Source organism: Arthrobacter sp. 05L417 (assembly GCF_056397865.1).
Map to the genome: position 1 here is coordinate 14,991 of NZ_JBFTOG010000047.1, position 22,986 is coordinate 37,976.

Annotated in this window: 23 protein-coding genes; 13 read left to right on the forward strand and 10 right to left on the reverse strand. The window is 63.9% G+C overall.

What is annotated here, in order from left to right; genetic code table 11:
• Positions 1-14: 14 nt before the first annotated feature.
• Together AC1DJW_RS23665 and AC1DJW_RS23670 are read left to right on the forward strand one after the other, a co-directional pair.
• Positions 15-452: a flagellar hook assembly protein FlgD gene (locus tag AC1DJW_RS23665; RefSeq protein WP_476902676.1), complete on the forward strand. Its 438-nt coding sequence runs from the start codon at positions 15-17 to the stop codon at positions 450-452.
• 39 nt (positions 453-491) lie between these two features.
• Positions 492-1,664, forward strand: a complete 1,173-nt coding sequence (locus AC1DJW_RS23670; protein ID WP_476902677.1) for a flagellar hook protein FlgE — start codon at positions 492-494, stop codon at positions 1,662-1,664.
• A 76-nt stretch (positions 1,665-1,740) separates the two neighbouring features.
• Here AC1DJW_RS23670 and AC1DJW_RS23675 read toward each other — a convergent pair whose 3' ends face one another.
• Positions 1,741-2,970 (reverse strand): S53 family peptidase, encoded by a 1,230-nt coding sequence (locus tag AC1DJW_RS23675; protein WP_476902678.1) that lies wholly within the window; start codon positions 2,968-2,970, stop codon positions 1,741-1,743.
• A 166-nt stretch (positions 2,971-3,136) separates the two neighbouring features.
• Complete coding sequence (locus tag AC1DJW_RS23680; RefSeq protein ID WP_476902679.1) at positions 3,137-3,805, reverse strand: TetR/AcrR family transcriptional regulator; 669 nt, start codon at positions 3,803-3,805, stop codon at positions 3,137-3,139.
• Between the two features lie 143 nt (positions 3,806-3,948).
• On the opposite strand from AC1DJW_RS23680, the gene AC1DJW_RS23685 reads away from it, so the two are divergent.
• From AC1DJW_RS23685 to AC1DJW_RS23705, 5 genes are all read left to right on the forward strand, one after another.
• Entirely contained in the window at positions 3,949-4,995 is a 1,047-nt protein-coding gene (locus AC1DJW_RS23685) for an NAD(P)-dependent alcohol dehydrogenase (protein WP_390280801.1), read from the forward strand.
• A gap of 123 nt (positions 4,996-5,118) precedes the next feature.
• Complete coding sequence (locus AC1DJW_RS23690) at positions 5,119-5,679, forward strand: hypothetical protein (RefSeq protein ID WP_476902680.1); 561 nt, start codon at positions 5,119-5,121, stop codon at positions 5,677-5,679.
• 59 nt (positions 5,680-5,738) lie between these two features.
• Complete coding sequence (locus AC1DJW_RS23695; protein WP_284754214.1) at positions 5,739-6,149, forward strand: (R)-mandelonitrile lyase; 411 nt, start codon at positions 5,739-5,741, stop codon at positions 6,147-6,149.
• A gap of 24 nt (positions 6,150-6,173) precedes the next feature.
• Complete coding sequence (locus AC1DJW_RS23700) at positions 6,174-7,031, forward strand: aldo/keto reductase (RefSeq protein ID WP_476902681.1); 858 nt, start codon at positions 6,174-6,176, stop codon at positions 7,029-7,031.
• Between the two features lie 90 nt (positions 7,032-7,121).
• On the forward strand, positions 7,122-8,696 hold the full coding sequence (locus AC1DJW_RS23705; RefSeq protein WP_476902682.1) for an arylsulfotransferase family protein: 1,575 nt from the start codon (positions 7,122-7,124) through the stop codon (positions 8,694-8,696).
• A 16-nt stretch (positions 8,697-8,712) separates the two neighbouring features.
• Here AC1DJW_RS23705 and AC1DJW_RS23710 read toward each other — a convergent pair whose 3' ends face one another.
• The 4 genes from AC1DJW_RS23710 to AC1DJW_RS23725 form a co-directional block, all read right to left on the reverse strand.
• Positions 8,713-10,164: a purine-cytosine permease family protein gene (locus tag AC1DJW_RS23710; protein WP_459342936.1), complete on the reverse strand. Its 1,452-nt coding sequence runs from the start codon at positions 10,162-10,164 to the stop codon at positions 8,713-8,715.
• A gap of 82 nt (positions 10,165-10,246) precedes the next feature.
• A complete protein-coding gene (locus AC1DJW_RS23715) occupies positions 10,247-11,065 on the reverse strand; it encodes a carbon-nitrogen hydrolase family protein (protein WP_476902683.1) in 819 nt (272 codons plus the stop codon).
• Positions 11,066-11,102: 37 nt separating this feature from the next.
• The gene (locus tag AC1DJW_RS23720) at positions 11,103-12,452 is read right to left on the reverse strand and encodes an APC family permease (RefSeq protein ID WP_284754221.1); all 1,350 of its coding nucleotides are present in this window, start codon (positions 12,450-12,452) and stop codon (positions 11,103-11,105) included.
• Positions 12,453-12,462: 10 nt separating this feature from the next.
• A complete protein-coding gene (locus AC1DJW_RS23725) occupies positions 12,463-13,341 on the reverse strand; it encodes a carbon-nitrogen hydrolase family protein (protein WP_284754222.1) in 879 nt (292 codons plus the stop codon).
• A gap of 93 nt (positions 13,342-13,434) precedes the next feature.
• On the opposite strand from AC1DJW_RS23725, the gene AC1DJW_RS23730 reads away from it, so the two are divergent.
• Together AC1DJW_RS23730 and AC1DJW_RS23735 are read left to right on the forward strand one after the other, a co-directional pair.
• Entirely contained in the window at positions 13,435-14,196 is a 762-nt protein-coding gene (locus AC1DJW_RS23730; protein WP_476902684.1) for a FadR/GntR family transcriptional regulator, read from the forward strand.
• 135 nt (positions 14,197-14,331) lie between these two features.
• Positions 14,332-15,840 (forward strand): purine-cytosine permease family protein, encoded by a 1,509-nt coding sequence (locus AC1DJW_RS23735; RefSeq protein ID WP_476902685.1) that lies wholly within the window; start codon positions 14,332-14,334, stop codon positions 15,838-15,840.
• A 547-nt stretch (positions 15,841-16,387) separates the two neighbouring features.
• On the opposite strand, the gene AC1DJW_RS23740 is transcribed toward AC1DJW_RS23735, so the two are convergent.
• The 3 genes from AC1DJW_RS23740 to AC1DJW_RS23750 are packed head-to-tail and all read right to left on the reverse strand — an operon-like array spanning position 16,388 to position 18,979.
• Positions 16,388-17,230 carry an IclR family transcriptional regulator gene (locus AC1DJW_RS23740; RefSeq protein ID WP_284754227.1) on the reverse strand — a complete coding sequence of 281 codons (843 nt, stop codon included), beginning with the start codon at positions 17,228-17,230 and terminating at the stop codon, positions 16,388-16,390.
• Positions 17,231-17,279: 49 nt separating this feature from the next.
• Positions 17,280-18,176: a hypothetical protein gene (locus AC1DJW_RS23745; RefSeq protein ID WP_459341534.1), complete on the reverse strand. Its 897-nt coding sequence runs from the start codon at positions 18,174-18,176 to the stop codon at positions 17,280-17,282.
• Positions 18,177-18,193: 17 nt separating this feature from the next.
• Positions 18,194-18,979, reverse strand: coding sequence for an alpha/beta fold hydrolase (locus AC1DJW_RS23750; protein WP_476902686.1), 786 nt, complete (start codon positions 18,977-18,979; stop codon positions 18,194-18,196).
• Between the two features lie 169 nt (positions 18,980-19,148).
• Here AC1DJW_RS23750 and AC1DJW_RS23755 point away from each other — a divergent pair, with 169 nt between their 5' ends.
• Genes AC1DJW_RS23755 through AC1DJW_RS23770 form a run of 4 tightly spaced genes read left to right on the forward strand, consistent with a single transcriptional unit; the run spans position 19,149 to position 22,348 of the window.
• Positions 19,149-19,931 (forward strand): phosphatase PAP2 family protein, encoded by a 783-nt coding sequence (locus tag AC1DJW_RS23755; protein ID WP_476902687.1) that lies wholly within the window; start codon positions 19,149-19,151, stop codon positions 19,929-19,931.
• A 28-nt stretch (positions 19,932-19,959) separates the two neighbouring features.
• Complete coding sequence (locus AC1DJW_RS23760) at positions 19,960-20,595, forward strand: DedA family protein (protein ID WP_390282265.1); 636 nt, start codon at positions 19,960-19,962, stop codon at positions 20,593-20,595.
• 5 nt (positions 20,596-20,600) lie between these two features.
• Complete coding sequence (locus tag AC1DJW_RS23765; protein ID WP_390282194.1) at positions 20,601-21,275, forward strand: response regulator transcription factor; 675 nt, start codon at positions 20,601-20,603, stop codon at positions 21,273-21,275.
• 11 nt (positions 21,276-21,286) lie between these two features.
• Entirely contained in the window at positions 21,287-22,348 is a 1,062-nt protein-coding gene (locus tag AC1DJW_RS23770; protein ID WP_476902688.1) for a sensor histidine kinase, read from the forward strand.
• 5 nt (positions 22,349-22,353) lie between these two features.
• Here the strand turns inward: AC1DJW_RS23770 and AC1DJW_RS23775 are convergent.
• A partial coding sequence (locus AC1DJW_RS23775) for an HNH endonuclease (RefSeq protein ID WP_476902689.1) occupies positions 22,354-22,986 on the reverse strand: 633 nt, incomplete at its 5' end.

The window sequence follows — 22,986 nt, forward strand, 5'->3', positions numbered from 1 at the left end:
AAGGAGAGCCAATAGTGACCATCCAAGCCATCGCGGCAAGCAGCGGAGTCCAGTCTGGAACCACCGCTGGAACTACCGCGGCCAAACCCGCGCAGACCATGGACTCGAGCATGTTCATGTCCCTCCTGGTGACTCAACTTAAGAACCAGGACCCGAGCGCCCCCATGGACACCAACCAGATGATGAGCCAGACCGTCCAGCTGTCCATGATGGAGAAAATGACGGAGCTCACCGCCGACGCCAAAGAGAGCTTTTCCCTGCAGATGCGCAGTGCCGCGGCACAGATCATCGGGCACAACGTCAGCTATGCGCTCGTGGACGGGACGAAGGGCTCCGGCGTCGCGAGTTCGGTTTCCTTTGCGGCCGGAACCCCCACTGTGGCGGTCGGGGGAGTGAACGTTCCGCTCGATTCGATCAGCGGCATGACCGCCGCCGCCACGTCAACCATCTGACGCTCCGCATCCCTGAACCACCCGAAGAAAGGCAACACCATGCTTCGTTCGCTGTACTCCGGAATCTCCGGCCTCCGTGCCCACCAGGCCATGCTGGACGTCACGGGAAACAACATCGCCAACGTGAACACGGCCGGCTTCAAGGCTTCCTCAACCCAGTTCCAGGACACACTCTCGCAGATGACCCAAGGCGCCGGCGCCCCGCAGGCTGAAACCGGTGGCACCAACCCCGCCCAGATCGGCCTGGGCGTGCGCGTGGCGGGAATCAGCACCAACTTCAGCCAGGGTTCATCGCAGAACACCGGGCGAGCCACCGACATGATGATCTCCGGCGACGGGTTCTTCATCACCAGCAAGGCCGGCCAGCAGCTTTACACCCGCGCCGGCGCCTTCGACATGGACGCGGCCGGCCGTCTCGTGAGCCCCGACGGTGGCATCCTGCAAGGCTGGTCCGCCGCCAACGGTGCGGTGAACCAGGGAGGTCCCGTTGGCCCGATCGCCCTGTCGCCCAACACAACGGCCGCGGCTGTCGCCACCAACAAGGCATCGCTCGACGGGAACCTGCCGTCCGACGCAGCCGCGGGGACCAGCGTGGAGCGCCAGGTCAAGGTGTACGACGCCGACGGCGCCTCCCGCAGCCTGAACTTGACGTTCAGCCGGTCCGCGGCTGGCTGGGATGTGGCCGGGGCAGATGCCAACGGCGCCACAGGCAACTCGACGCTCACGTTCGCGAACGGTGCGCTGACCTCGGGCGGTGCCATGACGGTCGGCGGCATCACAGTGGACATGTCCACTGTTACCGGCTTCGCGGCCATGAGCACACTTACAGTCGGCAGCCAGAACGGATCCGCGGCAGGAAAACTGGAGTCCTTCACCCTCGGCGGCGACGGCTCGCTCATCGGCTCGTTCAGCAATGGTGCCAAGCAGGTTCTGGCACGCGTTGCCCTCGCCCGCTTCACCAACCCCGGCGGCCTTGAGAAAGCCGGTAGCTCGACATACGTGGCCACCGCCAACTCCGGTACGGCCCAATTGGGCGCCCCCGGCGACGCAGGACTCGGTACCTTGACTGCGGGGGCCCTTGAAATGTCCAATGTGGACCTCTCCCAGGAATTCACCAACCTGATCGTGGCCCAGCGCGGCTTCCAGGCGAACGCCCGCATCATCACGACGTCGGACGAGGTCCTGCAGGAGCTGACGAACCTGAAGCACTAGTGACGCTGCCCGTTCACAGACAGAAGGGTGGCCGGCATCCTTGGACGCCGGCCACCCTTCAGGCAATTACTGCTTTTTAGAGTCCGGCGACCCCGTTCGGAGTGCCGACCCCCGTGGGCCCGTCCCATCCGGTTCCGGAGAGGCACCATTGGCTCGTGGAGCAAGTGCCCGTTGAACCCGAGGCAACGTCATTGAATGTCCCGGAGTTTGTGTACGGGAGAGAGTTGGCCAGCGCCGTGGAGCTGCCGGAGTTGCCGGAAAGCGCATACATGGCCGCGATCAGGGGTGAGGAAAGGCTAGTGCCTCCGTACTGTGCCCATGACGAGGTGGTGCTGCTGCTCGGTGCGAACACCGCCAATCCGGTCTGCGGATCCGCGACGGCGGCGACGTCTGCAGAGGCGCGCTTGCCGCACCCCGTGCCGAAGTTGGCAGCCGCAGGCAGCGCGGCATTAACACTTGAGCATCCGGATCCCGAGCCGGACCATGCGGACTCGCCCCACCCGCGTGTACTGGTGTTCTTGACCAACGATGTGCCTCCCACAGCGGTGACATAACTCGAGGAAGCGGGGTAGGACGAGCCGGAGTACCCGTTGTCACCGGTTGATGCTGTCACGGCGATGCCCGGGTGATTGTAGTACGCGCCGTAGGTGGAGTCCGCCGAATCCCCGCCGCCGTAGCTGTTGGAAATCGCGACGACCCCTGGCTGTTTGGCGGCCGTTGCCACGGCTGTACCGAGATTGGTGATGCTGGCTGTTGTCGCTTGCACAACGAGGATCTTGCAGTCCGGGCAGGCTGCCGAGACGGCGTCGACGTCGAGGGCGGTTTCGTCGGCCCAGCCGGAATTGAACCTGGGAAGCTTGTTGCCGCCGTTTTGGTTCATGATGGTGAGGCAGCCGTTGTTGACCGTGCATGCCGGAAGGCCGAACTGTGAGCGGTAAACGCCGAGATCGCGTTCAAGGTTCGGATACCCATAGGCATCTACGATTGCGACGGTTCGGCCGCCGGACGCGAGGCCTGTGATGTTATAGGCGCTCTGGATGTCCGCAGGGGTCTTGCCGGTGGCGGGCGGAGCGCTCGAAGCGGGCTTGGCTTGTCTTCCCTGCGACAGCGCCTTGGCCGGGGTCGTTGAATCATCGACGTACTTCAGCGCAAAACACGACGCAATGCCGCTTGGGACATCGGCGCAGACCCTCTCCGCATGCCGATTTGCGGACGGAGATGGTTGGGCGACCGCCGCCGGCGCCGTCGCTGAGAGTGCACTCAGCAATAGCAACAACGCCCCGGAAACGCTAAGAATCTTCTTCACGAAACCTCCCTGAGGATCAATAAGATCCGAGTTGACAGAACGGTCAACTTGGCGTGACAAGCTTCGCACCAAACGCCACTCTTGTCACCCACGTCACATCCACCCCCGCGGTCTCATGAGCCACCACGGATCGGAGATTCATCGTTGGATTACCGGGGGTTCCGGCTCACCTCATCGACCGGCTGAGGCCGTCAAGGATGAGGTTCAGCCCGAAGTCGAACTCATCCCCGAAGTCGTAGCCGGGTTTGAGGACGTGTTCGGTGGCGATCTCCATCATGTGGGGATATTGCCCGGTCGAAAAACGCTCGACGATCGGCGCTGTGACCTCGGAGGCGGTGTCCCGGCCGTCAAAGGGCAGTGCGGCTTCCTGGAGCGCGAATCCGTAGATGTAACTGTCGAGCAGGGCATAGGCATGGGCTGTCATTTGAACGGAAAAACCTGCTGCTCGCAAAGTCGCCAGCGTCGCTTCGTGGTGGCGCAGGTTCGCTTCGCCTGGGGAAGAACGGCTTTCCAGCAGCCCTACCGCCCATGGATGGCGTTTGAGCGCGCTGCGCACCGCGTGGGCCCGCCGGTACATTTCCTCCCGCCAGTCGCCCGCGGGGGAGGGAGGCGCGATTTCGCTGAAGACGATGTCCACGATGCCGTCCAGGATCTCATCTTTATTGGCCACGTAGTAGTAGAGCGACATGGGCTTGGTTCCCATGCTCTGGGCGAGCGAGCGGATGGTCAGCGCTGCGATTCCCGACTCGTCAGCGAGATCCACGGCGCAGCCCAGCACCCTTTCGCGGCTCAGTGGAAGGCGCCGTTGGGGGAGGGGCTGTGCAGTATCCGGCATCGGGATTCCTCGGGCTCTAGTTAGTACAGCACTCGAGCGACTTAGTACAGCACTCTAGCGGTTTAGTACATTGTACGATAATCTTTTTAGTACAGCGTACGAAAAAGTCGTCACGCATCCAGATTGCTTGGAAAGGAACGGCCATGACCTATGGTCAGCAAGCTGCGGAGACTCCGATTTCGGCCGGCTCGCCCGCGCCGGAGATCACAATGCCGACCATGATGCGGGCCATCGTGCAGGAGGTTTATGGCTCAGCCGACGTCCTGCACCTGGAGCAGATCCCCAAGCCGAACATCGCCGAGAACGAGGTGCTGGTCCGGGTCCACGCTGCGGGCCTGGACCGTGGGACCTGGCATGTAACCCGGGGCCTGCCCTACGCACTGCGCCTGGCCTTCGGCGTCCGCGCCCCCAAAAACCCTGTACCGGGGCTGGACTTGGCCGGCACGGTCGTGATGGTCGGAGCGGCAGTGACCCGATTCGCCGTCGGGGACCAGGTCTTCGGGGTCGGAAAAGGCTCCTTCGCCGAGTATGCGGCGGCCCGCGAAAGCCAGCTCGCGCTCAAACCGGCGAACATCGGTTTCGAACAGGCCTCGGTGGTCCCGGTTTCCGCCTGCACTGCGCTGCAGGCCCTCCGCGCCGCGGGCCAGATAACGCCGGGACAGAAGGTGCTGATCCTTGGCGCCTCGGGTGGAGTGGGAAGCTACGCTGTTCAGCTCGCCAAAGCAGCCGGGGCCGAGGTCACGGGTGTTTGCAGTGCCGTCAAAATGGACCTGGTGCGCTCGCTCGGCGCCGACCACGTCCTCGACTACGCCAAGCAGGACTTCGCCGACGGCCCTGAACACTACGATCTGATCCTGGATATCGCCGGGAACCCTACCCTGGCACGCCTTCGCAAGGCGCTCACTCCTACCGGCACGGCCGTTATCACCGGCGGCGAAGAAGGCGGCTCCTGGACGGGCAGCATCGACAGGCAATTCCGGGCCCTGGCGCTGTCCCCATTCATCAGCCAGCGGTTCACCATGGTCATGGCCACGCAGGGCGCTGCAGACCTCGAACACCTGGCCGGGCTCATCCACGCCGGAGCCCTCACCCCGACCGTTGACCGCAGCTATCCGCTGGAGCAGGTTCCGGACGCCATGCGCTATTTCGACGCCGGCAAAGTGCGGGGAAAAGTCGCGATCACCATCTGAGAAGCCCGAGGCCACTGAAACAGGCACTGGCAGTACACGGTATAACAGGCACTCCCACGCGGACGCGGGGACTGGTTTTCTTGAATCAGTCCCCGTTTCCCAGCTTGGAAGGCCACCATGTCCGTGACTACCGTCAAATCCCTTCCGCAGGCCGTCGCCCGTCCGCGCGCATCTCTGGCGGTTGCCATGCTGGGATTCTTCGTGGTCGCCTTGGCTGCCGGACCGGTGCTCGGGGGCATCCTGACGCAACTGGACTGGAGGCTGATCTTCTTCGTCAATCTTCCGGTGGGAGTCGCCGCCCTACTCATACTCTCCCGTGTGGCTCCATCGCCGCGACGCCCGATGCCTTTTGACTGGCTGGGGCAGATTACGGCGGTCCTCACGCTGGCCAGCCTGGCGTACGGGGTCATCGAAGGCGCCGAGCTCGGCTACGGAATCCCCCAAATCCTGTTGACGTTCGCCATATGTGTCGCATCGGCAGCAGTCTTCGTGGCCGCGCAAGCACGGGGCAAGCACCCGATGATCCCGCTCGACTTGTTCCGTTCACGCACCGTTTCGACAGCCCTGATCATCGCCGGGGTCACCATGGCGGCGTTCTACGGCGTGGTCTTCCTCCAGAGCCTTTATTTCCAGGGTTGCGCATCAGCCTCGGTACCACGGCCCTTCTCCTCCTCGTCCTTGTAGCGGTGGCCCTGCCGCTTCGGCACACGAAACAATCACGGCACTAGCGAAAGGAAGCCACGATGAAACTCATACCCCCTACCCCCACGGCCAAAGCCCCGACGGAGAGGTTCACGGGAGACGTCTACCTCAACTCCCTCCACAACGGCGAGGCGCCCTCGCGCCTCGTGGCAGCCATGGTGCGTTTCACTCCCGGAGCCCGTACGAACTGGCATTCGCACCCCGTTGGCCAGACCCTGCACTGCACCGACGGCATCGGGTTCGTTGCCACCCGGGACGGCGGCGTGATCCTCATGCGCGCAGGAGACACGGTCCACACGCCGCCCGGCGAGGAACACTGGCACGGCGCCACCCAGGACAACATGATGTGCCACCTGGCTTTGGTGGAGCGCGACAACGGGGAGAGCGCCACGTGGCTTGAACCCGTCAGCGAGCAGGACTACCAAGCCGCGCACGCCCAAATCAGCCGATAACCCCCATCCAAGCGAAGGAAACCCATGAACACCGTCACCCTTAACAACGGCGTCGAAATGCCGATCCTCGGCTTCGGCGTCTTCCAGATCCCGGACGAGGAAACCCAGGCCGCGGTGGAAGCCGCCCTCGACGCCGGTTACCGTCACCTGGACACTGCCGCTTCTTACGGAAACGAGGCCGCCGTCGGGGCTGCGATCAAGGCGAGTGGCCTCGCCCGCGACGAACTCTTCATCACCACCAAGCTCTGGATCCAGCACGCCCCCACGGGCAGCGTCCAGGACGACACCAAGCGCGCCTTCGACAACTCACTGAACCGCCTCGGACTCGACTACGTCGACCTGTACCTGATCCACCAGCCCCTCGGGGACTACTACAGCGAGTGGCGCGCCATGCAGGACATCAACAAGGCCGGCCTCGCCCGCGCCATCGGGGTCTCCAATTTCCACCCCGACCGGCTGGTGGACCTCATCGACCACAACGAGATCGTCCCGGCCGTCAACCAGATCGAGACCCACCCCTTCCACCAGCGCGCCGCCGACCAAGCAATGATGAGCGAACGCGGCGTCCAAATCGAGTCCTGGGGACCATTCGCCGAAGGCAAGAACAACCTGTTCACCAACCCGCTTCTCAGTGCCATCGCCGAAGCCCACGGCAAGTCCGTCGCCCAAGTGGTTCTCCGCTGGCTCATCCAGCGCGACGTCGTCGTCATCCCCAAGTCAGTCCGGCCGGAACGCATGGTCCAGAACCTCGACGTCTTCGACTTCACCCTCACGGACGAGCAGATGAGCCAGATCGCCACCCTGGACACCGGAGCCAGCCTCTTCTTCGACCACCGCGACCCGGCCATGGTCAGCTGGCTCGGCGGACGCAGGATCAACTGATCCCACGCTGGGTTACCGCCCTGCCCTCGTCCAGCAAACTTGCAGCTTCTGTCCGGTTTCCGCACTGTGTTCCGGTCCTATCCTGAGGGGGTGGAGCAGAACACGGAGTCTGGGAGTGGCGAGCGGGAAGACCGCGAGCCCCACTTCAGGGTGAGCCGGCGCGGGTTCCTTACGGGGGCGGGGATGGCAGGCGCGGGATTGCTCGCCGGCCTCGGCATCGCCAGGACGGGCGTGTTGCCCGGGGGAACGGCCGCGGTCAGCGCTGCTACCCCGACGCCGGCAGCGTCACCCTCGCCGTCGCCGAGCAACACGGCTTCCGTACCTTCGATCCGTATCTTCGTTTCCACCGCTTTGACCGCAGCACGCGTTGCCAGCTGGGCTACCGGGCCCACAGGTGCGGGCCTCCTGTTCGTGGGGCCGATGGGCCACGGCACCAACGGGCTGATCATGGACAACCACGGGGAACCGATATGGATGGAACCGACCGGTTCCGGCGTGACGGACCTTCGCGTGCAAGCCTTCGAAGGCCAATCGGTGCTGACTTATTGGACTGGAATCGGAACCGGCGGACACGGTGCGGGAAAGGGCGTCGTCAAGGATGCCCACTACCGCACCGTGGCCGAAGTCAACACAGGCAACGGGCTGCAAGCGGATCTGCACGAGTTCACCATCACCCCTGCCGGGACGGCGTTGATGATCTCCTACCCAACAGTCCGGCATGACCTGACATCTGTGGGCGGACCCGCACGGGGCTACATGTTTGATTGCCATGTCCAGGAAGTCGGCATCCGTTCCGGAAAAGTCCTCTTCGATTGGACGGCCTCGGACCACATCGACCTGGCTGAGTCCTATGTGCGCCCGTCGGATAACCCCAAGGCCGACGGCTCCGACGCCACGAAAGCGTTCGATCCCTTCCACCTCAATTCCGTGGACGAGAGCGGAGACGCGCTCCTCGTTTCGTCCCGCCACACGCACACCGCCTATTTGATCGGCCGTTCGGACGGGAAGATCCGCTGGCGTTTGGGCGGGAAACGCAGCGACTTCTCGATGACTCCGGAATCCGTCTTCGCTTGGCAGCATGATGTTCGACGCCGGCCCAACGGGATCATCAGCATGTTCGACAACCACTACAACCAGGGCACCACCGGGACATCGCGCGGGCTGCTCCTCGCCGTCGACGAAAAGGCGCGCACCGCCGTCGTCAAGCAGGAGTTCAGCAGGGGTGGCCACCGGGGCGACGCCGAAGGGAACCTGCAGTTCCTCGATAACGGGCACGTCCTGGTGGGCTGGGGAGCGGACCCCGCCGTCACCGAATTCACCCCGGATGGGAAAGCGGTATTCGAGGCGACCGGACTCGGCGACGCCTCCTACCGCACCTATCGCTCGCCGTGGACAGGCCGCCCGGACACCGTCCCCGACTTGGCCGCGGTCCCGGGCAACGGGTCCACGATGCAGCTCCACACCAGTTGGAATGGCGCAACCGAGGTCGCCAAATGGACGTTCCTCACCGGAACCGGCCCCGGTTCACTGTCCGAGGCAGTGACGGTTCCGCGCCGCGGCTTTGAAACGTCGACGGCGGTGGCCGCCGCGCCGAGGGCCGCCGTCGAGGCTTTGGATAAATCCGGCAACGTTTTGGCGACGTCCACGGTCATCGCCACTGCCTGAGTCTTGTCGAACCGCGTTACGGAAGTAGGTGTTCGTGCGCGGCCGCCTCCAGGGCGTCGGCCTCTTCCTTGGCCATGCGGGTCTCTGCCTCGACGTCGATACGCCGGGTCATCAGCCAATACAGCCCGGCGGAGACCGGGAGCCCGATAAACAGCGAGATGTCGGCGCCGTCGATCGCGTGGGCTATGAACCCGACGAAGAGCTTACCGGCCGAGAAGAAGGGGATCATCACCACAAAGCCGACGAGGTAGGAGATGATGCCGGGCCAGCCCCAGCGGCCGTAGATCCCATCCGGCTTGAAGATCTCTGCGATGGCGTAGTGGCCTTTGCGGACGATGAAGTAGTCGGTGAGGTTGACCGCTGTCCACGGAATGAAGAAGTACAGCACCAACAGCAGGAAGTCGTTGAAATTGGCGAGGAAGTCGGCCGACGCCAGGTTCGCCAGAACTACGGAAATGAGGGCGGTGATGGAGATCGTGATGATCCGGAGCCTCAGGGTCGGCCGGATCTGCCGGACGCTATCGATGGACGATATCAGGGTCAGCGATCCGCCGTACATGTTCAAGGCAGTCACTGACAGCAAGCCCAGGGCGGCGACGAACAACGCGATGCCACCGAATCCGCCGAAGAGCTGGTCGGCCGTGGATTTGATCGAGCCGATGGTTTCGAAATTCTCGCCGGCGGCCGCGCCAATGTAGGCGCCCAGGAACATCACCCAAATACCTCCGAGGGCGCTGCCCCAGAACGTCCACCGGAAGGTTCCCCGCCCGCTTGCGGGCGGAAGGTAGCGGGAGTAGTCCGAGACGTAAATGGCCCAGGAAATCTGGTAGCCGGCCGCGACCCCCAGCTGGCCCAGGAACGGCACCAGATGGAAGTCAGCCAGGTTGTATGCGCCCGCGGGTATGGTCAGCTTGACGGCTGCGATGGTGAGCAGCGCCAGCATGATGATGGTCAGGTAGGTCAGGTAGCGCTCAAAGGCGTGGATGAGGTCGTAGCCGAACAGCGCGATGACGACGGCGACAACCGTGACCACCCAGAACCACAAGTTTTGGGAGCCGAAGTTGATCGACTCCGAGATGGCTTGGCCGGCCAGTATGGTGTTGAAGATGTTGAAGCCCGCGTACTGGAGGTAGGCAAAGAGCCAAACCAGCAGGGCACCGATGTAGCCGAACTGCGGCCGGGACTGGATCATCTGCGGCAAGCCGAGTTGGGGGCCCTGCGAGGAGTGCGCGGCCATGAACAGCGTGCCGACGAGTACCCCGATGGCGATCGCGAGCAGCGACCAGATCAAGTTGCCGCCGGTGGTGATGCTGATCAACCCCACTGCCAGGGTGGCGATCTGGGCATTGCTGACGAACCACAGCGGTCCGATGTGCGAGACCTTGCCGTGCCGCTCGTTCAAAGGAACATAGTCGATCGACCGGATCTCCAGCCCGCGGCCCGATCCTTTGTCCGTCGTAGTGCTCATGGCGTTTCTCCTTCGGAGCATCGGTGCATCTTGACTTTGGTTTAGCACAGAGTGGGGCGGCCCAGAAGAGGTCGCGAGGTTACTAGGGGAGCCGGTGGTGCCGCCACGTGGGGAACTGGTCCCTGGCTGCCTGAACGGCATCCGGCGAGAGGTCCAGCGTTGCGGTGGCCGGCTCGGTGCCGAGGCTATGCAGGACAGTCCCGAGGGGATCAATGAGCATGCTGTGGCCGATGGACACCGGCGGAGTCTGGGAGACCGCCGCCACGTACACACCGTTCTCGATTGCCCGGGCCTTGGCCAAGGTGGCCCACTGCTCGGTCTTTGCAGTGCCGGGAACCCATGAAGAGCAGACGAGGAGCACCTCGGCGCCGGCGTCGGCCAGGATGCGCGCCAACTCGGGGAAGCGCAGGTCGTAGCAGGTCATCAATCCGAAGGTCATGCCCCCGCAGGAAAATGTGACAGGCAGTGGCTCCGGGGCGGGTCTGATGTATTCCGATTCGCGGAATCCTTGGCAGTCAAACAGGTGGATCTTCCGGTAGCTGGCAAGGTGGGACCCGTCAGGACCGATGGCCACCAAGGTGTTGAAGGCCCGGTCCGGTTCTCGGGATCCGTCCGCTTCCTTGGTTTCGTCCCCCTCACCGGGCGCTTCCAGGAGGCCTGCGACGACGGCGATCCCGTAACGTGCCGCCGTCGCGTAGAGCTTGGAAGCCACCGGGCCGTAAAGCGGTTCGGCCATGTCCACGAAGCTCTGGTCCACCCGGCTTTTCTCGTACGTCGAGTACTCCGGGAACACAATGAGGTCAGAGCCCTCGTGGGCCGCCCGGGCACAGTAGTCCGCGATGAGGTCGAGGTTGCGGCTGACGTCCGTGCCGGAATCGATCTGGGCTAAGGTGATGCGCACGCAGTCCTCATTTCTCCCCGTTTACTGTGTTCCGCCGTCATACCAGGGCGGCTTCTTTTTCTTCCATCACCATCTCCGGCGGCGCCTTCCGGAACCCCTTGGTGATGATGCCCAGTACTACGACGCCGACGCACAGCCAGATCAGCCCGAGCGTGATGGCATTCGAATCCAGCTGGGAGAGCAGGAACCCGTCGATAATGGCTCCCACCGCTGGCATGACCACGTAGAACAAGACGCTGAGCCGGTGCCCCGAGCGTCGTTGGCGCAGGTAGTAGGCAATGACCGAGATGTTGACGAGGGTGAAGGCCGTAAAGGCGCCAAAGTTGATGAACGACGTCGATGTGGCTACATCCAGGAACATGGCGATGAGTCCCACCGCGCCTGTAATGACCAGGTTGAACACCGGAGTGTGGAAGGACTTGTTCAGCGCCCCGAAGACTTTCTTCGGCAGGACTGAATCCCGGCCCATGGCGTAGAGCAAGCGTGAGGCGCTGGCCTGTGCCGCGAGCCCGGAGGCAAACTGGGACACCACGAGTCCGGCCAGGAAAACTGCGCCGAAGAACTGCCCGCCGATCTTCAGGGCAATGTCCGACGCCGCCGACGCCGAATCGTCGAAGACTCCGCCGGGGTGGATCAGCTGGGTGGTGTAGGAGACGACGACGAAGATCGCGCCGCCGATGAGTGCCACAAGCATGATCGCCTTCGGCACGGTCTTCTTCGGCTCGATGGTCTCCTCGGTGAGGGTGGACACCGCGTCAAAGCCCAGGAACGAGTACGCCGCGATGGCAGCTCCGGCGGTGATCTTGTCGAAGCTCGAGGTGTCGTTGAAGAAAGGAGCGGTGCTGACCAGGGCGCTCGCGCCGGAGGTCGAGACCAAGGTTCCAACGGACAGTGCAACGAACAGGACTATCACCAGAAGCTGAAATGCCATCAGCAGGTAGTTGGCCTTGTCCGCCACCTTCACGCCAACCACGTTGAGCAGCGTGGTGATCGCGATGAACGCGACAATCCAGACCCCGATGGGAATGGCCGGGAACTGCGCGGTGAGGTAGGAGCCCCCGATCAGCCAGATGACCATCGGCAGGAACAAGTAGTCCAACAGGACTGCCCAACCGGCCAGGAACCCGATCCGGGAATCGATGGAGCGGCGGATATAGGTGTAGGCGGAGCCGGCCACCGGATAGGCGACGGCCATGCGACCGTAGCTCTGGGCCGTGAAGAGCATGGCGACCATGGCCACGAGATAGGCCGACGGCGATGCTCCGCCGGTGGTTTCGGCGATCACGCCGAAGATCGCCAGGACGATGAGCGGGGTCAGGTAGGCCAGCCCGAACAGGACCAGCGAGGGCAGTTTCAGGGCGCGCGTGAGGCTCGGTTGCGTTGTCACCGGTGGTTCCTTAGGAGTTGGTGGACTGAGGGGTCCACGTGGTCGGGTCGATGCGGCCTTGGTAGACCGGCAGGTCAATGGGCGGCTCGCCGGGGCGGAATTGGGACCAGGGGCGGTTCAGGTTTTCGGTCCCGTGTTCGCGGACATGCTCGACGGCGGATAGGTCCAGTTCCGCGGCGAGAAGGGTGGGCGCGTCGTCGTCGGCCTCGGCTATGGTGTTGCCCTCGGGGTCGACGATCAGGCTGAGGCCTTTGCCGGTGGGTCCCGCGCAATTGACGCTGACCATGAAGACCTGGTTCACGATCGCGTTTGCCTTGGCCAGGACGAGTTCTTGCTTGCGGTCCGGCGTCGTGGTCTTAACGACGTTGAGGATCACTTCGGCGCCCATCCACGCCAACTGGCGGGTCACCTCGGGGAACCAGGCGTCGTAGCAAATGTTCAAGCCCACCGTGCCGATCCCTTCCAGGTGGACGGTTGTGAACCGGTCGCCGGGGTCGTAGGGCTCAAAGGGGCGCCAAGGAAAGACCTTGCGGTAGTAGCCGGCGAGCTCGCCTTCGGGGGAAAGGACCAACTGGGTATTGAACAATTGCCCCTCGGGGCCGCGCTCGCAGACGCTGCCCGGAACCAGCCAGATGCCCAAGTCCGCGGCTAGCTGCCGCAGCTCGTTGACGCGCGGACCGTCAAGCGGCTCGGCCGAGTCCTGCAGCACTTCCGTACGCTGCAGGTCCGGGTTGGAATCCCCGAAAAGGTGCAGCTCCGGGAAGACCACGAGCTTGCTTTGCGGTTGGACCGCGACGGCGGCGGCGACCTCGGCTGCGAAGGCCTCGATCGGTTCGCCGATCAGTCGGGGTGATGCTTGCGCGGCGATGAGGGGAAGGATGCGTTGCACTGGTTTCTCCACGTTGTCGTTGTGACTCGCCTCATATTAGATCATAATGATCAAATAAAAGGAAGGTGGATCTTGCCCCGTAAAGTAGCGGATATGACCCGACAGCTCGAGGACACCACCGGCGACTCATTGATCGGTGCTGCCCCTCTGCTCGGAATCGACCGGAGGAGCGCAATCGACGCCGTGCGCCTGCGGATCGGCATGGCCATCTCCTTGGGGCTGCTTCAGCCGGGGGAGAGGCTGCCCGACCAGCAAGACGTCGCGCTGGGCCTGTCGGTCAGCCCGATCACGGCACGCAGGGCCCTGGCGAGCCTGGCTGACCAAGGCGTCGTTGTCCGTCGTCGAGGACGTGGTGGAGGAACCTTTGTCGCGGACGAGCCGCCGCGGAACGTGCTCGAGCAACTCACCGCGTCGCCCGCCGAATCCCTTGCCGTGAACCGGCTGGTGGACCGCCGGCTGTTGTTCGAATGCGCGGTCACCCACTTCGCCGCGGTCAATGCCTCGGCAGCGCAGCTTGATGAGTTGGAACGGCTTACCCATGAAATGGCCGGATCAAGCAATTGGTCCGAGTATCACCAGGCTGACGAGAGGTTTCACCGGCTGGTCGCCGCGTCCTCGGGTTTGGGAGCGGCGGTCGACGTCTATAACGAGGCATTGGCGGAACTCTACGCATACTTCATCCCGTACCCGATCGAGTTCCTCCACGAATCCAACCGGGACCATATTGCGCTCGTAAACGCCCTGCGGGCAGGCGACGACCGCGTTGCGGTTGAGGTATCGCGGCGCCACGTGGACGTGTTGCACAAGACGATGTTCATGGGCCTGGCGGGCGGCGACGGCCGCCAAATGGGGTAATCAACGGCCCGTGCCTTATCGTCCGGTATATCGGACTAAATATGGCTACCTTTCGGTGATAGCCGTCACTTTGCATGCTCTGATTGATTCTCAGTTGGGGACATCGGACTTCGGTTGTCAAAGTGAGGATTAGGCATGCAGGCCACAGGAAAAGCGGGAACGGGTGGGCCGCGCGTTGAGCGTCGTTCCATCGACTTTGTCCCGGAGAATGAACGCCATGGTTCGCCTGGCCAGCAGTTCACGCTCTGGTTCGGGGCCAACATGCAGATTACGGCCATTGTCGACGGCGCCTTGGCAGTACTGTTTGGCGCGGATGCGCTGTGGGCGATCATCGGACTCCTGGTCGGAAACCTCTTGGGTGGTGCTGTCATGGCGCTCCATGCGGCCCAGGGGCCGAAGCTCGGCTTGCCACAGATGATTTCCAGTCGGGCGCAGTTCGGGATCTTCGGTGCGGTGATTCCCTTGGTCCTGGTGGTCGTGATGTACCTCGGCTTCGCTGCCACCGGTACGGTGCTCTCCGGACAGGCAATCAGCCTCATCCTCCACACGGGAACTCCGGCCGTCGGCATGATCGTCTTCGGGGCGCTGACCATCGTCGTGGCGACCCTAGGCTACAAGTACATCCACATGTTGGGCCGCATTGCGACCGTCGTCGGTATCCTCGGCTTCACTTACCTGGGCATCAGGTTGTTGACCAGTCAGGACGTCGGCGCACTCCTAGGCGCCGGCGGCTTCGAGTTCCCCACCTTCCTGCTCGCCATTTCGCTTGGCGCCGGATGGCAGCTGACCTACGGTCCTTACGTGGCCGACTACTCCCGGTACCTGCCTTCCAAGACGCCTGCACGCAAGACCTTCATGTCGGCGTACTTCGGAACGGTGATTGGTTCCCAGTGGTCCATGACCCTGGGCGCGCTCTTCGCTGCGCTCGCATTGCCCAAAGGCGCACGGTTCTTGGACGGCCAAGTCGCTTTCCTCGGGAACCTGAGTGGCGGCGGACTGATCGCGGTGGTCATCTACCTGGTGATCGTGACCGGAAAACTGACCGTCAATACGCTGAACGCCTATGGCGGCTACATGACCATGCTTACCTCGGTCACGGCGTTCACCGGCAAGTCTGCGGTGGCCTCATGGACCCGGTTCGCCTACGTGATCGGCTTTATCGGACTCTCCGTGCTCATCGCAGTCCTTGCTTCCCCCGATTTCATCGCCAACTTCAAGAACTTCGTCCTTCTCCTGCTGATGGTGTTCATCCCGTGGAGCTCCATCAACCTGGTGGACTACTACCTGGTTTCCAAGGAAAAGGTGGACATTCCGGCCCTCTACGACCTTAATGGTCGGTACGGACGTTGGAACAAGACCGCGCTACTCAGTTACGCGATCGGCATTGTCATCCAGATCCCGTTCCTCGCGCAGACCCTCTACACCGGCCCGATGACCGATCTTCTCGGCGGGGCCGATATCTCCTGGCTCGTAGGCCTCGTGGTCACGGCAATCGTGTTCTACCCGCTGGCGAAGAGGAACTCCAACGCACCGGCTGAGATGGTCTACCCGACGGAACTCGGCCCAGCGGAATCGGAATCGGACTCGGACTCGGGGGAAGTAGAGCCGGTGGCTGGCCCAGTGTCGAAGAGCGCGGCCGTCTAGCCTTTGGGTTGTGCCCCCTTCAGACGCTCGCTCGCTTTTGGGGTGTTTTGGGCGGACGCTCGCTCACTTGAGGTGAGCGAGCGTCCTGGCTTTTGGCCCTATAGGTGAGCGAGCGTCCTGGCTTTTGGCCCTATAGGTGAGCGAGCGTCCGGTCGACCGTGCCGGGAACGGTTGTCTCAGGGCCCGACGGCGGCAGTCCCGCTGCGCCGTCGTCGTGCCTTTGGGTTGTGCCCSYYTYRGACGCTCGCTCRCTTTTGGGGTGTTTYSGGCGGACGCTCGCTCGCTTGAGGTGAGCGAGCGTCCTGGCTTTTGGCCCTATAGGTGAGCGAGCGTCCGGTCGACCGTGCCGGGAACGGTTGTCTTAGGGCCCGACGGCGGCAGTCCCGGTGCGGCCGTCTAGCGTTTGCCCCGTTCCCCCTCAGACGCTCGCTCACTTTTGGGGTGTTTTCGGCGGACGCTCGCTCACTTGAGGTGAGCGAGCGTCCTGGCATTTGGCCCTATAGGTGAGCGAGCGTCCCCACTGCTACCAGAGGGAACGACGTCGGGATCAGGCTTGGGTGCCCAGCCTGCGGGAAATTTCCCTGGCGCATCTCGTCACTTCAGGAATCCACTCCCTAGCGACGTCTTCAATGCGGACCGCCCGTTCCTCGGCGGTCTCGGCGTCCTTGGCCCGGTGCCGAGTGCCTCCGCCGGGAAACGCCCGGTTCGACACCGTCAACGTCACGCTGGCCACGGGATAGCGCTGCCGGTCGAGGACCGCGACCGCAACAGAGGAAAACCCCTCCGTGACCTCGTCCTGCTCCCACGCGTATCCGAGCGATCGTGCCCGCGCCAAGAGATCCTGCAATGCGGGCAAGGATTGCGGGCCCTTGCTGTGGCGCTCGGCGAAAGCCTCCGGTCCCGGGAAAAGCGCAGCCACCTGGGCCGGGTCCATTTGGGCCATCATCGCCCTGCCGCTGGCCGTCAGGTGGGCAGGAAGCCGGACCCCGGTGTCGGTGACAAGGGGGCTTTGCCGCGGCGCCCGCTCCTCGATCACGTAAACGACGTCGCGCCCGTGCATCACGGCAAGATGGGCAGTCCGGCGGGTCCGGGCGACGAGCCGGGACAGGGGAAACCGGGCAATCCGCTGGATCGGAGCTTGCCGCGAATACCCCGTCCCCAACTCATGGGCGGTCACTCCCAAGGCATACTTGCGCTCCTCGGGAAGGTGGACCAGAAAGCCGTCATCGATCAGTGAAGCAATGAGCTGATACGTGGTCGACCGCGGCAGGCCAACATCGCGCGCAATGATGGACGCGCTGACCGGGCCGGCCTGGCCTGCGACATATCTGAGAACCGCCAGCACCTGGGCCGCGGCCGGCGCCTTGGGCCGCACCGATTGACTGTACATTGTCCTAGAATACGCCTCGGAATGTCCGGTATACCGGATGTCGCGACTACTAAGAGAGTCCCTCCAACTGGGCCCGTGCCGTTTCCGCAGTCCGGTGTTCCCGGCTGGCTAGCCGCACTGCCAGTTTGCGGTTCCGCTCGGCCAAGGTGATGGCCCACTCCGTGGCGGCAAGCTCCTGCTGCAATGCAGCCAGCTTGTCCTTGGCAGCTTTGACTTCGACGGCGAGTTGCTCGCTCCGGCGCACGGCCTCCGACTTTTCGCGTTCGGCCTGGGCGAGTTCCAGGTCGGCCTTGTCCGCGTTGCGCTCCGCTTCCGCGAGTGCGGTGTGTGCCTTCTCGCGCTCGCGTTCCGAGTCGGCGCGAGCACGCTGGGAGTCTGCCCGCACGCGCTGCCGCCCACCGTCGTCGGACTCCTCTTTGAGGGTGCCCACCGTGGGAAGTGCGCCCGCAATCGCCACCGCGCCCGACAGATCCACGGGTTCCAATCCGTTCGTGGCGAGCGAACGCACCAGTTGCCCGCTGCGGAGCGCCGCGGCAGCGCCGGGATCCGTCATGGCCGCCCTCAGCGTGGCCTCGATCTCCATCGCGGCGGCGCCACTCACCTTCACGCCCAGGCCTTCCGCCACTGCCCGGGCCTGCTCGACGGCGGCGCCCAAGACGCGCGGGCGCTGTTGGCCGAGCGTGCGGAGACGGTCGTGATCCTGCTGCTCCTGTGCTCTCCCGAGCGATGCCCCGAGTTCCAGGACGCCCGCGAATTCCTTGGTTGCGTGCCGGACAAGCATGTTGACGGCCCACGCCGCGGTGGAAGGCTTCGGCAACTGGGCGATCTGTTTCGCCAGATCGGCGTCTCCCGCGGACTTGGCTTCCTTGGCCCGCGCAGTGCGGGCCGCCGTGAAGGCCGAGGGAACCAGTGTGTAGAGTTCGACGGCGATCGCGGCCAGGTCCATCGGGGAAGCCAGCCGTACTACTCGGCCAAGAACCCAGCGAGTGCGTCAGCCATGACTCCGGGTTCCCAACTGTGGTTGGCGCCTGGAATGGTGGTTTTGCGGGCACTGGGGATGTTGGCCACGATGGAGTCGGCCGCTTTCGGCATGATCGGTATGGTTTGCTCGCCGACGATCGCGACGGTGGGCTGGGTGATGCCGGACCACAGCTCTGCCCGAGGCGCGGACTGGGTCCACGCGAGGGATTCGGCATCGGCGGAAAGGCTGGGGCCCAGTTCGAGCATGATGGGCCATCCTGGACTGTTCTTGGCGCCGGCCAGCCACTCCGGTGGCATGTCCTTCATGTAGTACTCGATGGTGCCGGCCTTGTCTCCGGATGCGATCCGTTCCTGGAGGCCGGCGAAGAATTCGGCCCCGCCGGTGCCGAGTTCATCGCTCAGGGGAGTCTCCCAGAGCGCCAGCTTCGTGATGGGTAGGCCTGCTGCCGCCGCTGCCAGGGAAATCGAGCCACCTGAAGAGCTCCCGAAGAGCGCAGCTTGGCCGCCCGCGATGTCGATGAGTGTGGCGAGATCGTCGATGTTGTCCTTCAGGGTGAATGACGGAGCCTCTGCGCTTTCCCCTCTGCCGCGCCGGTCGTAGTTCAAAACGGTGAACCCCTTGGCGGCCAGAAGCTTGGCCATTTCCACGGTGATGGAGTCGAAGCCCCTGAATTGCATTGCACCCCCAACCAGGATCACGGCAGGTCCCTCGCCGTATTGGTCATACCCGATGCGGGTACCGTCTTTCGAGATCGCAAATTCGGACATCCCAGATCCTTCGATGTGGCGGACAGTAGGTTCCTAAACTCTGGGGCCCGGCCACTTGCGGGTCAAGGGGAAAGGACGGTGAACAGGAGTTCTTAAGAGCTTCTTAAGTGCCCCGCGGGAGAGTGGAAGCAGGCCGCACAACGGCCGTCACCCCCGAACCGGAGACACCATGCGATCACACCCCGAGCAGAACACTTCCACGGAAGGCCGCGCTTCCGCCGTCGTCCGTCACAGTGTGCCGTTGCTTCCCCAGCCCAGGTACTGGCTTCTGTGGGGCATTGCCCTCGCTGCCGTAGTTCTTGCCATCGGCTTCAGCGTGCAGGCGGTAGCGGGCCTGACCACCAACGAATTCGGCGTTGACCAGGAACTCAGCCGCCATCACGTGGGCGCACTGACCACGGTGGCCATGGCATTGAACTTCCTCTTCGCCCCTGTAGCGGGAGTTTGCATAGTCCTGGTGATCGGCTTGTACCTTTTCCTGGTTCGCAAGTCCTTCGTGCGGGCGGCCATGTTTGTGCTCTTCGCATGTTCGGGCTGGGTTGCCAGCGAGGCATTCAAACTTATCGTTGCCCGCCACCGGCCCAACCCTGCGCTTCTTTTCGACCCCCTGGCCCCGGAAACGGGTTCCAACAGCTTTCCCAGCGGGCATACCGCCTTCGCCGTAGCGCTCGCCTTCGCCCTGTACCTCCTGGTCCGGGGCACCCGATGGGGCGTCATCACCGCGTGGGCCGGTGCTGTCATGGCCGTGGTGGTGGCGTGGTCCCGGATCTACATCGGAGTCCATTACCCCAGCGACGTGGTGGCATCATTCCTGGCCACCAGCGCCGCAGTGATCGTTTTGGCAGGACTCTGGAACAGGTACGCACCGCAAGTTTTCGCGCGACTACCGTTTGGCGCTGGTTCGGGAGCAATCGCCCCGGAAGCAACCGCAACCCAAGCACACGGATCCTGAGGAGGACCCCTTGCACGTACTTTCCGCCATGCCCGCTTTCCTTGATCCCGCCACCCTCCTTCAGGGCTTGGGTCCAGCGGCGCTGGGAGTAGTGGCGCTGATAGTCTTCATCGAGTCCGGTCTCTTATTCCCGTTCCTGCCCGGTGACTCTTTGCTGTTCACCACAGGCCTGCTTCACCAGCAACTGCAGCTTGAGCTGCCGGTGTTGATCGCCGTCGTATCGGCCGCCGCCATCGCCGGTGACCAGATCGGCTACATGTTGGGGCGCAAGTTCGGACGGCGATGGTTCAAGGATGACGCCCGGGTACTGAAGACCGCGCACCTGGATACGGCCGAAGAATTCTTCAAGCGACGCGGCGGCCCCGCAATAGTCCTGGCCCGCTTTGTCCCCATCGTGCGGACATTTGCACCGCTGAGCGCAGGCATCGCGCGCTACGACTACAAATCCTTCACCCTGTGGAACATCGCCGGCGCCGTCATTTGGGGAACCTCCGTGACGCTCCTGGGCTCCTGGCTGGGACATTACGAGTTCATCGCAAACAACATTGACGCCATTGCCGTGATCATGGTTTTGGTCTCCGTCCTGCCGTGGGGAGTCGAGTTCCTCAAAAAGCGGCGCAAGGTCAAGGTGGACGCCGCGAGCAGGCACGCCGGGGAAGAATAGACAGCATGACAACAGCTGAGCGGCCGGCGGTCCTCTTGGTCGAAGACGACGCCGCCTTGGGGCCGCTCATCAGCGAACTCCTGGAGCCGGACTTTTCCGTCCGCTTGGCTGTCAACGGGCGCGACGGGCTCCACCTCGCCCTGACCCAGAGTTGGGATGCGATGGTCATTGACAGGGGGCTGCCCGTCATGGACGGCATCGCCTTGATCAAGGCCCTTCGTGCCAAGGGGATTGCCACCCCGATCCTCATCCTGACGGCGCTCGGTGCCACCGATGAGAAGATCCGGGGGCTCGACGCCGGAGCGAACGACTACATGAGCAAACCGTTCGACGCCATGGAGCTGGCCGCCCGCCTGCGAGCCCTCACCCGGACGTACGGCCTGCCGCCTCAGACTCTGGGAATCGGGGATTGGGAGCTCGACGCCGGTGCCCGCTCCATGCGCTCCGTGTACGGTTCCGTGGTCACCCTGACAGCGAAGGAAGCGGGACTCCTTGAAACCTTGGCCGGCGAACCCGAACGGGTCTTTACCCGTGAAGACCTCATCAACGCCCTGTTCCACCCCACGGACCAGCCGGGCGTGATCGACACCTACGTCCACCACTTGCGCCGCAAGATATCCAAAACGGTGATCCGGACGGTCCACGGCCTCGGATACCAGATCGGCGACCCCCATGACTGAGAACGACCCCCATGACTGAAAACCCGGACCAGGCGACGCTTCGCAAAGCCTCCCTGAAGATCGCCGTGCGGATCAGCGCGGCATGCACGGTTTTGGTTCTTTGCCTGCTGGCGGCCGCCGCGATCTACCTCTTTAACCAGGCTCAGCATCCAACGCTGCCCGGACCTGGCGAAACCGACTCCGTCTACGCATATCTCGATACAAAGGACCTCCTGAAGGCCATGATCGTTGCCGGCATTGCGGGGATACTCCTCGCCGGTGCCATCGGCTGGCTCAGCGCGCGGAGCGCCATCAGGCCCTTGGGAGAGGCATTGGCCTTGCAGCGACGGTTCGTTCAGGACGCCAGCCACGAATTGCGTACACCCCTCGCCATCCTCGATGCACGCGTCCAGCTCGCCCAGCGCGACGCCCCCGCCGACTCAAAAACCGGGGAAGCGCTCGCCCGCATCCGCAATGACACCGCGACCCTCACCGGCATCGTCAACGAATTGCTTGTGGCGGCCACCGGCTCGCCTCCGGATGCCACAGCGGAGCCGAGCGACCTCGCCAAGGTGGCGGGCGCCGTCGTCGAGAGCTTGCAACAGCTCGCGGGAGAGAAAGACGTCCGCGTCACCCTGACGGAAAAGGACCGCCCTTTCGCGCTCATTGACAGCAATGCCTTCCGCCGAGCTCTCCTTGCCCTGGCCGACAACGCGCTGGCGCACACCCCCGTTGGCGGCCAGGTGGGGATCACGACGGCGGTGCTCGGCAACCGCGCGGTGGTCACCGTCTCGGATTCCGGGGCGGGGATCAAGGGAGTGGACCAGACCCGGATCTTTGACCGCTTCGTGAGGACACACAGCCCCGAGGGTTCCCCGGGCCAGCGCAGCTTCGGAATCGGCTTGGCGTTGGTCCGTGAAATCATCACCGGGGCCCGAGGCACTGTGGAGGTTGAGCGCAGCGGTCCGCGGGGAACGGTCATGAAGATCACGCTGCCGCTTGCCCCGAAGGCTGCGGGCCCCAAAGATGCGGCGCCGAAAGACACCGGCCCGAAAGACACCGGCCCGAAAGACACGTGGTCCGGCTCGGCATAGCTTACTTAGGCGGCCCGCAGTTTGGCGGGTTGGGCGTATTTAAGCGCCTTTGCATGGTGTCGGAGCTTGCGTCGGTGGTGCCTGGAATCTGGCGCCGCCGTGGTCATGGATAGCCCGGTTCCTGGCGGGGGCGGGGCTGTTGACCGGTAGTGGTGTCCCGTTGGGGTGCGGATGTCGAGGACATGCCGTGTCCCGTGCTGGGTTGTTGCTGCTCCGGTTCGTGCTGTCCAGCCGGGGAGTTCCTTGGTGTGGTTGCATGCTTCGCACAGGCCTGCCCCGTTGGCCAGGGTGGTGGGTCCTCCGTGGTGCCAGGGGATGATGTGGTCGAAGTGCCTGATGGGTGCGTCGCAGTAGGGGGTCCGGCAGGTCTCGTCGCGGGCCTGGATGAAGCGCCGCATGCCCGCCGGGAATAAGCGCGCCCGCGAATCCACCCCGACGAGCTCTCCGGTTCCGGGGGCTGTGTAGAGGCGCCGCAGCCAGACCTTCAGGTCCTGATCCTGGGCGGACTGGCCGGGTTGGTGGTTGTTCCCCGTGAGCATTGTCCGTGCCCAGCCGGCGGGGACGATGCCGTAGCCGGGGAGCCGGGCGGGTTCGCTGTCGCCCTGGAAGAGTGTCCTGTCGGTCATGACGAGCTGGAC